At 55.7% G+C, this 11,991-nt stretch carries 11 protein-coding genes; 1 reads left to right on the top strand and 10 read right to left on the bottom strand.

The window, feature by feature from the left end:
* Positions 1-57: 57 nt before the first annotated feature.
* Complete coding sequence (locus PH7735_RS08575; RefSeq protein WP_058310834.1) at positions 58-852, bottom strand: efflux RND transporter periplasmic adaptor subunit; 795 nt, start codon at positions 850-852, stop codon at positions 58-60.
* A 180-nt stretch (positions 853-1,032) separates the two neighbouring features.
* Here PH7735_RS08575 and PH7735_RS08580 point away from each other — a divergent pair, with 180 nt between their 5' ends.
* Positions 1,033-1,803, top strand: coding sequence for a SapC family protein (locus PH7735_RS08580; RefSeq protein WP_058310835.1), 771 nt, complete (start codon positions 1,033-1,035; stop codon positions 1,801-1,803).
* A 100-nt stretch (positions 1,804-1,903) separates the two neighbouring features.
* Here the strand turns inward: PH7735_RS08580 and PH7735_RS08585 are convergent, their stop codons facing one another.
* From PH7735_RS08585 to PH7735_RS08625, 9 genes are all read right to left on the bottom strand, one after another.
* Positions 1,904-3,697 (bottom strand): TRAP transporter permease, encoded by a 1,794-nt coding sequence (locus tag PH7735_RS08585; protein WP_082645204.1) that lies wholly within the window; start codon positions 3,695-3,697, stop codon positions 1,904-1,906.
* Between the two features lie 69 nt (positions 3,698-3,766).
* A complete protein-coding gene (locus tag PH7735_RS08590; RefSeq protein ID WP_058310836.1) occupies positions 3,767-4,726 on the bottom strand; it encodes a TAXI family TRAP transporter solute-binding subunit in 960 nt (319 codons plus the stop codon).
* Positions 4,727-4,930: 204 nt separating this feature from the next.
* The gene (locus tag PH7735_RS08595; RefSeq protein WP_233488283.1) at positions 4,931-5,875 is read right to left on the bottom strand and encodes a cyclase family protein; all 945 of its coding nucleotides are present in this window, start codon (positions 5,873-5,875) and stop codon (positions 4,931-4,933) included.
* Positions 5,876-5,954: 79 nt separating this feature from the next.
* Positions 5,955-7,127, bottom strand: a complete 1,173-nt coding sequence (locus tag PH7735_RS08600; RefSeq protein WP_058310838.1) for an iron-containing alcohol dehydrogenase — start codon at positions 7,125-7,127, stop codon at positions 5,955-5,957.
* A gap of 2 nt (positions 7,128-7,129) precedes the next feature.
* On the bottom strand, positions 7,130-7,789 hold the full coding sequence (locus PH7735_RS08605; RefSeq protein ID WP_058310839.1) for an ABC transporter ATP-binding protein: 660 nt from the start codon (positions 7,787-7,789) through the stop codon (positions 7,130-7,132).
* A complete protein-coding gene (locus PH7735_RS08610) occupies positions 7,783-8,580 on the bottom strand; it encodes an ABC transporter ATP-binding protein (protein WP_058310840.1) in 798 nt (265 codons plus the stop codon). Before PH7735_RS08610 ends, PH7735_RS08605 begins: the two co-directional genes overlap by 7 nt.
* Position 8,581: 1 nt before the next feature.
* Positions 8,582-9,562, bottom strand: coding sequence for a branched-chain amino acid ABC transporter permease (locus PH7735_RS08615; RefSeq protein WP_058310841.1), 981 nt, complete (start codon positions 9,560-9,562; stop codon positions 8,582-8,584).
* Positions 9,559-10,455: a branched-chain amino acid ABC transporter permease gene (locus PH7735_RS08620; RefSeq protein WP_058310842.1), complete on the bottom strand. Its 897-nt coding sequence runs from the start codon at positions 10,453-10,455 to the stop codon at positions 9,559-9,561. Before PH7735_RS08620 ends, PH7735_RS08615 begins: the two co-directional genes overlap by 4 nt.
* Before the next feature lie 155 nt (positions 10,456-10,610).
* On the bottom strand, positions 10,611-11,936 hold the full coding sequence (locus PH7735_RS08625) for an ABC transporter substrate-binding protein (RefSeq protein ID WP_058310843.1): 1,326 nt from the start codon (positions 11,934-11,936) through the stop codon (positions 10,611-10,613).
* Positions 11,937-11,991 lie beyond the last annotated feature (55 nt).

Here is an 11,991-nt window from a genome sequence, read left to right on the forward strand (position 1 = left end):
TCACTGAGCCATACATGAACCGTAAAAATGCCCTGCTCATTCAGCGGGGCATTTTTGTCAGAGACGGGCGCGGCATCTTACACCCGCCGGCAGGGCCCCATCAGGATTGGGAAGGACAAGACGCATCCCGAAGGTGGCCGAAGCCGCATCAAAGACCTGATCGATCACATCCACCGTCGCCACAAGCGGTGTCTCAGGCGCGGTGTTCAAGAGAACCTCGACTTCGTCGCCAATGGCCAGCTTTCCAGCCATCGACTGTGGCACAAAAATCTCAACATACAGCGGATCCAAAGCAGCGATTGTCAACAGAGGGGCTTGTTCACTGGCATATTCACCGGGGTCGATATTACGAGCGGTGACAAGGCCTTCAATCGTGCTTTTCACGGCACGCTGGGTCATCAATTCCTGAACACGGGCGTGCTCGATCTTGGCAAGGTCGTGCTCTGTGAACAGGCGATCACGTTCCTGATACAACGCCAATAGTTCGGCATCGACGCGGTCCACTTCCCTTTGCGCTATCAAATTGCGTTCATAAAGGCTTTCGACCCGTACCAGCTGTGCTTCAAGAACTTCAATTCTTGCCTTTACACCATTGATTTGATTAAGGTCTTCAGCCCTGCGCGCGGCCAGTGCGACCTGTGCGCGGATGGAGCTGTCTCGCAATTTGACAAGAAGATCCCCTTCGACAACCGTGCTTCCGCGATCCACCAGAACCGTTTCGACAAGTCCGGGAAATTCGACAGAGACATCAATGACTTGACTTGGAACTGCGATGCAGGAACCGACCTCGAGTGCGAGAACAGGTAGTGGACAAAGGATAAGGCAAGCGCCAGCTTTGAGTGTGCGAAGCATGTTTTTTCCCAATGAACGTTGATCGAGCGTATCGGAGATATGGGACCTGTGGCAACGGAGAGTTTCCTGAATTCGTGAATAATCCTTCTTGGCGCATGGCTTAGAGTATCCTAGGCTGTTCAACAGCCCGAAACAAAATGACTTTCTACATAAACACTCTTCGGTGCAGGGAGATAATAAATGGACACTCAATTGCTTTTCTACAAAAAGGCCGTTCCCGTCACGAGCGAGGCACACAAAGACGTGTCGATACGCGCAGCTGGCCACTACGGTTTTGCCAAGGAAGCGAATTCCGTGCCATTGGTTGCCGCCGAGTTCAGAGCGGCCGCGTCTGATTGTACAATCGTGTTTGCAGGACAGGGCGATGAAATGATGCCCGTTGTCATTCTGGGGATGCGGGACAAACAAAACCTCTATGTGAATGAAGATGGTACTTGGAACGGACGCTATGTTCCGGCCTTTATGCGGCGGTATCCTTTTGTCTTTGCGACCGCCGAAGACGGGGCATCTTTCACCCTGTTTGTTGATGAGGACTATGAAGGCATCAACAAGAACGGAGAAGGCGAAAAGCTTTTCGACAGCCGTGGCGAGCGCTCTATGTATCTGTCGCAGGTTCTTGATTTCATGCGTGAGTATCAGTCACAATTCGCGCGCACCCGCGCGTTTTGCCAACGCCTTGTCGAGCATAAACTGCTTGAACCGATGCATGCCCAATACACCATGCCCGACGGGTCTCCGGGGCGTTTGTCCGGATTTTCAGCCGTCAACCGTGACAAGTTGAAAGAGCTGTCGGGCGAAACCCTCGAAAAGATGCTGCGCAGTGATGAGCTCGAGCTTTTGTTTGTGCATCTCCAGTCGATGAACAACCTTCAGCCGCTTTTGGAAAAGACCGCCAAGGCGATGCAGTCTGATGAGGACGCGCCGGAAGCAGACACCAAAGAAGACGCATGATCCTGTTTGATTGATACGGGCCCCGGGTGAACAGCTGTTTTCATCCGGGGCCTTTTTCATTGACCGCCAGCGCAGCCGAAAACAGGAAGCGGAGGCGCGCTTATACTAGGGCGGGGCCGAATAAAACGGCCAATCCCGTAAATGCCAGCAAGATACGGGTTACCATCGGCAATCGTGCAATCAAACCATAGGACAATGCCGCAAGCGCAATCCCGATTGCGCCTGTCGCCAACAGCGCGCCGGAAGGATCGGTTGGCAGCTTGATCAGGGCGGGCCATGTAATCATGCCCAACGGGATCAGATACAGCCCGAGACCAAGCGACATCGCGGTCATGGCAACCTTGAGCCAGTTTTCCTCAATCATACCGGCTGCAATGAAAACTGCGCCACAAACCGGCGGTGTGATGGTCGACAGAAGGGCGAACCAGAACACGAAGAGATGCGCCTGAAGGGGATCAAGCCCCAGCTTCATCAGCGCAGGCCCCGCAACCGATACGCAGATCACATAGGCCGCCGTGGTGGGCACTTCCATGCCAAGGATCAAACAGGCCAGTGCCGTCAGTAACAACGAGCCCCACAAGGCGCCGCTCGAGCTTTCAAGGATCACCGACGTGATCTTGACCCCAAGCCCTGTCGCGCCCAGAACACCAATCACGATTGATGCGCAAAAGATGATGGATGCGATCATCGCGACCTGTCTGGATGCGGTGAGCAGGGCCAGCGTGACCCGTTCGCGGGTGCGGTCCATGTCAAAACTCAACTTACCGTCAATTAAAAGCAAAAGCGCGCCAGCAAAGATCGCGAGACAGGCAGCATATTGCGGTGTGAACCCCCACCAGAACATGCCGAGCAAAAGAATGGTGAAGGGCACGAGGAAAAACAGCGACGTGATGATCACATCGCGGGTGGCAGGGTGGTCCTCTTCGGCCAGACCGCGCAGGGGAAACCGCGTGGCATAGGCATTGATCCCGATCCATGCGGCCCAGAAGTAGAGGAAGGCAGGCAACAGGGCGGCGCCCATGATCTGCGTGTAAGGCGTGCCGGTCAATTCGACCATGACAAAGGCACCGGCCCCCATAAGCGGCGGCATGATCTGTCCGCCCGAGCTTGCAACGGCCTCGACACCCGCAGCAAGACGTTTGGGATAGCCAAGGCGCGTCATCGCGGGCAGGGTGATCGCCCCAGTCGAGGCGACATTGGCGCTGGCCGAGCCCGAAATTGATCCAAAGAGTGCCGAAGATATCACCGAAACCTTGGCGGCCCCTCCGGTCAGGCGGCCCGCTGCTGCGGCGGCCACATTCATAAAGCCCTGACCTGCTTCCCCCGCATTGAGAACGGCTCCAAAAATCACGAAGATCGACACAACGCCAACCGAAACAGCCGCAAGGCTGCCCCAGATGCCGCCTTCTGCAATGGTCATCGTGCCCAAAAACGACCGAAGCGGCATACCGGCATGGCCAAATTCACCGGGGATATGATGGCCGAAAAACGCGTAAAGCAGCGCGACAACCGCAACAAGGGGCAGGGGCCAGCCTATCGAACGACGGGCGGCCTCGATGATCACGGCCAGAAGGGCAAATCCGATCCAGACCTGAGCGCGGGATTCCAGAAACCCGTATTGGTCCGCCAGCATATCTGCGTTCCACGCGATCCAGATCGCGGCGCCCATGCCAACAACGGTCAGCACCACGCCTGACAAAAGCGTCCAGCGCCCTGTTTTTCCATAAAGAAAAACCCAAGGCAGGATCAGCGCGAGGTGCAAGGGGCGGCTCACAAGGTTGGGAACAAGACCCGAAAAGATCAGACCAATGTGAAACGCCACAAGGACAAGCGCGAACCCGAGCCATCCCCATTTCAACATTCGGTTTTCGGGCAGGTCGTCCAGCGCGTTCATGTGAGGCCCCTTCGTAAGAAAGGCCGGACCTTGCATGGTCCGGCCTGCAGTCGTGGTTTGGAACAGGGTTTACTTCTGCGCGTCGTCCAGAGCAACGCCCGCTTCTTCATAATAGCGGATCGCACCGGGGTGGATTTTGCCTGTGATGTTGCTCATCAGGTCGGTGTCGACACCACCCCACCAAGCCGCAGCACTGGCCATTTCGCCTTTGCTTTCCCAATAGGTTTTGGTCAGCTGATAGGCCGTGTCGTCATCCATTTTGGTGGTGGTGTAGGTCACAACCGGCAAAGAGGTCGTCACGATATCCTCGTCCTGACCCGCATAGGTTCCGGCCGGAATAACCAGACGTGTGCGCTTGGTCATGGCGACCTGTTCGTCGTTCAATGACAGGACAGACACACCCGTCGAGGCCGCAGCTTCGACGACATTTGGCGCAGGCCAGGATCCGGCGGTCACAAACCCGTCGATCTGACCATTTTTCAGAGCGGCGACGGCGTTTGACAGTTCCGCGTCGGCAATCTCGACCTTGCCTTCAAGACCGAAAATCTTGAGATATTTCGCACCTTCGCGCGCGCCAAAGCTGCCTTTGCCCAGAAGGATGGATTTGCCTTCCAGACCTGCAAAATCGGTCACGCCGCTGTCTGCGGACATGACAAAGTGCATCGTCAGCGACGGGATCGGGAAAAGGGCGCGAATGTCGTCAAAGGCCGGATCGCTTTTGTCCTTGAACATGGCTTTGCCACCTTGGGCAAGACGCACCAGAACCGGCGGTGTAGTAAAGACATAGTCTGCTCCGCGCGCGCGCACCTCCATGACGTTCTGAACGGATCCCTGACCTTCTTCGATGGTCACAATGACTTCACCATTCGAGCCGGCTTTCATTGCTTCGGCAATCTGGACACCCATCTGGTAATAGGACGTTCCGGCCTTGGCGGATTTATAGGTGATGCGTGTTTCTGCAACGCTCGCTCCTGCGAATGTCGTTGCAAACACAGCAGCGGCTGCGAGAATTGCTTTTGTATTAATCATGGGACCTCCTAGTGTTGTTACGAAGGTGTACAAGATTTTAACCTTTGGTCAAATTCAATTGCGGAAAACATGGCGGCACATCACAGCCGGTATTCCAATGCAGACCTGACAAAACCGGTAATGCGCCAGTTCACAGATTGAACATAATCCGAGATCGCCCCAAGGCAATTGGGGAGAGGGCAGGTGTCCTCACCCCTGTTTTTCCTAGCGGATCGCGGTCGGGTTGATCATCATCTGAACAGCCCCTTTCATACGCGTCACGCCCAAGACGAACATGAATTCCCATGCTTCGTCCGCCACCAGTTCGCGTGTGTCCATATTCTCCAGAATATAGATCCCGTTCTGGGGGATCAGGATCTGGTGCACGGCAAACACCCCATCAGGGCCATTTTCAAACGGCACAGCCTCAAGCCCCCAGGTGTCGGCCCCAACGGCCACGACGCCAATCTCGGCAAGGTATTCAGCCCCTGTGATCCCAAGACCCGGCTCAACCGAAACATAGCGAGCGTGGTCTGGTGTTTCGCCGTCCAAAAGATCAAGCCAGCCGGAATGGAAAAAGACAGTATCGCCCTTTTTCAGCTCGACCCCTTGGGTATCCGCAACGGCGATAATGTCTTCTTTGGTATAGGGCGTTCCTTCCTTGATGATGTCCTGACCAAAGTGTTTGGTCATGTCCAGCACCACGCCGCGCGTCACGAGGGGCGGCAGGTTTTCGAGACCCAGCTTGGCCAGACCGTCGGCCTTGGCCACTTCGCCGCCTTTGAGACCATTATAATATTCATGCTTGATCCCGATATGCCCCAGACCGTCAATCTGCGGTCCAATGCCAAGCCATCCCATGAAAATGTCATCGTTATAGGTCATGCCATTGGTGCCCAGACCCTGTGTGGTGATCTGGTTGGGTTGCAGAACGGTGATGCTCATCGAGCGGGGCGAAAAGGCCGGTGTTTTTGAATCGACCACAATCCCCAGATTATAGGTTTTGCCGGTCTTGATCAGCTTCGCAGCCTCAAGAACGCTTTCGGGGGTGATATGGTTGGCGGCCCCAATTTCATCTTCCGGCCCCCATGGGGATGCATGCCAGCCTTCGGCAAGTCCAGCCCCGGACAGGGCGCATGTCAACGCAGCGGTTAATACAAGGTGTTTCAATGTTTTTCCTCCCATTGGAAATGCGGCCCTGTTTTCGTGCTTTACCAGAGGGGGCCGCGCCTCTGGTTGATGCGCACCGCTAAAGCGATGCCGCGTAAATCTGCGCGGCGTCCTGTTCGCTCAAAACGCGCGGATTGTTCACAAGAAGGCGGCTTTGGTTCATGGCATCAGAGGCCAGCCGTGGGATGTCAGATGCGCTGATGCCAACCTGCTGAAGCCCTGCTTCAAGACCGAGGTCGATGTTCAACTGCCCAAGACGTTCGATAAACTCGGCTGCAATGGCCTGACTGTCGCGCGCGGTGTCCGTGTCGGGAAACACATGCGGGGCCAGTTCGGCATATTCCGCGCCGCACTCGGGTGCATTGAACCGCATGACCGCCTCGAGAACCAGCGCATTGGACAACCCGTGCGGCACATGGAACAGGCTTCCGACGGGATAGGCCAGCGCATGAACCGCCGCGACCGGTGAATTGGCAAAGGCCTGACCGGCCAGCATCGATCCCAACAGCATGTTTTCACGGGCTTGGCGGTTTGCACCGTTCGAGACCGCCTCGCGAATATTGGCGCCCAATAGATCAAGTGCCTGTTTCGCGAGGATACGGGAAATGGGGTTGTTGTTCACACTGCGCGAGGTAAACGCCTCGATCGCGTGCACCATCGCATCCACGCCTGTGGCGGCGGTGATATGGGCAGGCAACCCAAGGGTCAGCTCTGCATCCAGGACTGCGATGTCCGGCAGGATCACGGGCGAGACCACGCCTTTTTTCTCTTCGGTGCCGGTGGTCAGGATCGAAACCGCCGTGACCTCGGATCCGGTGCCCGCCGTCGTGGGCACAAGGGTCAGCGGCAAGCGCGATCCCGTGACCTGATTGACGCCGTATATCTCATCCAGAGGCTGGTCGCTGTTGGCCAGCAGGGCAATCATCTTGGCCACATCCATCGAGCTGCCGCCGCCAAAGCCCACCACACAGGCAACCCCGTTCTGTTTTGCAAGCGAGACGGCCTGCAACACAGTGGTGGCTTTGGGGTCTGCTTCGATCTGGTCGAACAGGGTGACGGAAAACCCGCTTTGTTCGAGATGTGCAATGGCTGCCGTTGCAAGGCCCAGCTTCATGATGCCGGGGTCTGTCACAAACAGAACCTCGGTCTGTGTCGCTGCAAAAGGCAGGCTGCCCACACACTCCCCAAGCGTTGCGGCCATGCCCCATCCCTGACGGATAGAGGCGGTGGTGTTGAAGGTAAAATCACCCATTGTCATGCTGCCTTTGTGTTGTTCATGAGACTGATTTGGCCGCGTTCGATCGCATAGACCTTGTCGACCACCTTTTGAGAGTGCGTGTAGTCGGACTCGGACACAAGCACGGTCAGCTTTTCATTGTGAAGATCACCGATGACTTCCATAAGACGTTGCGCCAAAGCCGGCGCGACCCCTTCGAAAGGTTCATCCAGCAACAGCAGATTCGACCCCGCCACCATGGCCCGCGCAAGGGCAACAAGCTTTTGCTGGCCACCACTCAGGGTCATGGCCTTGCGGTCGGCAAAGCGGCCAATTTCCGGCATCAGATCATAGACCCACTTCAATCGTGCCATGTCGGTGTTCTTTGTCGCCCAGAAAGACACCATGATGTTTTCTTCAACGGTGAAATGCGGCACCAACCGGCGATCTTCGGGAAGGTATCCGATCCCGAGCGCAGCGCGTTCGTGGCCTTTGGCGGTATGCAGGTCGACATGGTTGAACTGTATCGCGCCTTTTTCCACCGGCAGAGCCCCCATGATGGCGCGCATCAGTGTGGTTTTCCCCGCTCCGTTGCGCCCGATCAGACCGCAGGTCGTGCCGGTCTCGATATCAAGACTGACATCGCGCAAAATCGGAACACGCTGGATGGACAAATCAATATTGCTTAGGGTCAGCATTGCTGTGCTCCTTCCTTGGGGGCTGCGTCTGTCGGGGTGCGATGGAATTCACTGCCGATGACAAATTCGCGAACCTTGTCATCCTGCAAAACCTCATCTGTCGGGCCATCCGCAAGGATCGTGCCCTCATAGAACGCAACGCAGCGCGGTGAAAATTCCTCCACGATTTCCATATCATGCTCGATGAACAGAACGGCTGTTTTGGTGGTTTTCAGCGCGGCAATCAGAACGCGCATGAACTCCATCTTTTCGTCCGCGCTGACGCCGCTTGTGGGTTCATCAAGAAATAGAAGATCTGGCTTTGCCACCGTTGCCATCGCAATATCGACGAGCTTGCGAACACCTTGGGGCAGGGTTTGGATCAGCTGATCCGCGTATTGATCGATATCGAAATGAGAGAGCAGTTCATGCGCCTCGTCTTCAAGGGCTCGGTCAATGGCAGGGCGAAACAGCGACGGCTTTTCCTGTTTGGCGATCGTCAGGGCAATGAGCATGTTTTCCAAGACAGGCAATTCGGGAAACAGCTGTGGAATTTGAAACGACCGACAGATGCCCAGACGGGTGATGTCGCGCGTTGCCTTTCCGGTGATCTTGTTGCCGCGATAGATAATGTCGCCCGATGTCGGGGACAGATACCCCGTGACCATGTTGACAAAGGTTGTTTTTCCGGCCCCGTTTGATCCGATCACCCCAAGGATTTCTCCTTCGTTGATGGTGATGTTTACATCCCGCGCGGCATACACCGCGCCGAACTTCATTTCGAGATGTCTGGTTTCCAAAAGTGTTGTCATATCATTCACCCGGTTTCGGGGCGGAGGCTCCGATTTTCTTGCTGGATTTCTGTTTCGAAGTGATCAGCGACCACAGTCCCTTGGGCAGGAAAATGATGGTGAAAAGCATCACGGAACCCAAAATCAGCTGCCATGTGTTGGGGGACAGTTCGACGGCATAGACGCGGATGATCTCGAGAAGGAAGGTGCCGATCAGAGGCGCGGCAATGTTGCCGGTGCCCGAAAGGATCGACACAAACACAAACTGGCCAGAAGTGGTCCAGTTGGTCATCTCGGGGTCGACGTGACCGAGTGGAAGCGCCCACAACACACCGCCAATGGCAGACACGACAGCCGCCACAACATAGGTCAGATGCACGGCGTTATGTGCAGAGGTACCCAGATATTCGACACGCAGTTCGTTTTCGCGGATGGCCTCGTTCACATATCCCACGCGGCTTTTGAGAAACCGGTTCAGGGCAATGGCACAGCCAATCGCGATAAAGCAGGTGAGGGTGTAAAGCGTCAGCCGTGCGGTTTCACCGGTGGGCGACCAGCCAAAATACGAGGCCGTGGGCAGGTTGAACCCGTCGGTCGATCCCAGTTCTTCGGTGCTCGACAGCAAGCCGAACAGGATCATCGAGATCGCCAGCGACAACATCGCATAGAAAATCTCGCGATACCGGCGCAGCAAAAATCCCAGAACAAATGACAGACACAGTGCCGCCGCGATGCCCGCAGACAACAGGACGAAAAAGTCGGTCACACCCAGAAACTTTCCCGTCATACCAGCAGCATAGCCGCCGACACAAAAGTAAAGACCTTGCCCGAAGGACACCAGACCGGCGCGCATCTGGATCATGACACCCAGCGCAACAAGCCCGGTTCCCATGGACACATGGACATAGTTCACAATCCATTTGGGCAGGACAAAGGCGATACAGATCAAAAGAGGAAGGGCAACAAGAAGCCCGATTTCGGTACGATCAAGATGTTTGGTCATATCTTTCTGCTTTCTGCCAAGGCAAACAGGCCATAAGGCTTCACAGCCAACACAGCGGCCATAACAAGGTAGATGGAGAAGAGTTCGGCAGGCGGATAGAGATGCACCGACGCCGCGCGCGCAAAGCCTACAATCACCGCGCCGATCATCGCGCCGCCAATTGAGCCCATGCCGCCGATCACGATCACCGCAAAGGACAACACGATGATTTCCGCGCCAATCCCGGGAGATACGGAAATCTCGGGTGCGGTAATGGCCCCGCCAAGAGCCCCAAGAATGGCGCCCACAACGAATGTGACCGAAAAGAACAGGGTGACATTGATACCCAGCGCGCTGCTGATTTCGCGATCCTCGATCACGACAAGAAGCAGTTTGCCAACACGGGTTTTGTTCAGAACCAGAAACAGGCTCAGACCAACCAGAAGGGCCGTGCCAATGATCAGGAACTTGTAAACGGTATAGGGGATACCAACGATTTCAACAGTTCCGAAATGAAAGGCCGGTTGCCAGGCGATATAGGACTCGGTCCCCCAGATCAACTTGGTCACGTCCTCAAGAATGAGAAAAACCGCATAGGTGACCAGCACCATCAAAACTTCGTCGCGGCCATACATGAATTTCAGGATGCCCCGTTCCACAAGCAAACCTGCAATCCCGCCGGCAATCAATGCGGCCAAGGGAATAAGAAGAAACGAAAAGGCAACGGGCGATCCGGTTGCGGTGTAAAGGCCGATGGCCCATGCGGATGAATATGCCCCCAGCGCGTAAAACCCGCCGTGCGCAATGTTCAGAATTCGCATCACACCATAGATCAGCGTCAGGCCGACCGATGACAGGAAAAGCCATGCAGCAAAGCCAAGCCCATCCACTGCTATCGCAATTGCGGTAAGCATTATTAACTCCAGAATTTTTATGGATTTCGCGGGGCGACAAGGCCAGCCGCGTTAAAAGACCGGTTCTCAAAGGGAAGAGAAGTGTTCTTTGAGAACCAGCCAGTTAAGCGAGGGCAGAACAAGACGATGTTCGGCCCTCACGGGAGTGACCAAGATCAATCGCAGGCCGCGCCTTGGAAGCCACCCTTGATCCAGTCGATCGAGGTGACACCCGCAGGCGGGTTCACACATTCGGCGGGAAAGCGCACGATGTCGACCAGCGTCGCTTTGCCAGCGTCTTTGTCATACATGTATGTGCCATAGGCCGTGTCCTGAATGGCCTGATGCCCGTTGGCCAGTGCCATTGTGACCTTGCCGCTTGGACCTTCCCATTCAAGACCACGCAGGGCACCGATGATGGCATCCTGATCCGCACTTCCGGCTTTGTCTGCGGCGGCTTTCACCCCCAACAGCGCTTGGGCCATTTTATAAGACGGATAGGTCGGAAGCGTCCCGAACCGGTCGAAATAGGCTTTGCGGAACCAGTCATTCAATTCGGACTCCGGTGCCAGATCCCCATGTGGGCCCCGTGCGCCGATCACCGTGCCGTTTGGCATCTGACCGCCAAGACGATGCATCGCCGTCTCACCCGTGGTCAGCACAACTTTTGACCGCTCAAACACGCCGCGGGCCGATCCCTGAATGATGAAGGCTTCCATATCGCCGCCCCAGAAGCTGGAATGCACGACATTCGGTTTCGATGTCAAAATGGCAGATACTTCCGATCCGTATTGACCGGCATATATCTTCGGGAACTGCTCGGTCGAGACGGTTGCACCGTCCTTCAACTGTAGTACGGACTGCGAAAAGTCGCGCCATGAATCCTGACCCCAAGCATAGTTCTGGTTGATGCCGGCGATGCTGTCGAGAGACACGTCCTGTTGCTGCAAATACCGCGCTGCTGCGACGTTATCCATCGTAGCATGGCCGCCGGTGCGGAAGGTGTATTTGGGGTCAGTGACGATGTCTTCGAAAATCTGTGGCGTGCCGCAATCAAACAGAATGGTCAGCTTCTGGGCCTTTTCGGCCTCTGGGGCAATCGCCTTGCAGCTGCCTGATGAAATATAGCCGACGACCATATCAACGCCGTCTTTTTCCACCAATTTCAGATAGTCAGCGTTCTTTTGTTTCGAGTTTTCATCAACAAAAATCGGGTCGATTTTTGCCCCACCCACACCTGCGGTGCCATAGGGCGCAGGGATCGCGCCGGAATTGATCGATTGGATCATCAATTCTGCTGCATTGCGAGCGGGAACCCCGAACGGGCCTGCGGCCCCACCGGACAGAAAGGTGACAAAGCCGATCTTGACCGATGCGTCTTCTGCCTGTGCGGTTCCTGCGGTCGCAAAAGCAGCCGTAACGCCAATGCCTGCTGCCATGATGATGGATGTTGAGTTTCTGAGCAGCGATCCAAACGATGCGCCAAGCCGAGATTTAGTCATTAGTTTCCTCCAGTTTCTAACCCAAAAGGGATAGAAGTTTGCCCATACCCACAAA

Source organism: Shimia thalassica (assembly GCF_001458215.1).
In the GTDB taxonomy this organism is placed as follows: Bacteria; Pseudomonadota; Alphaproteobacteria; order Rhodobacterales; family Rhodobacteraceae; genus Shimia; species Shimia thalassica.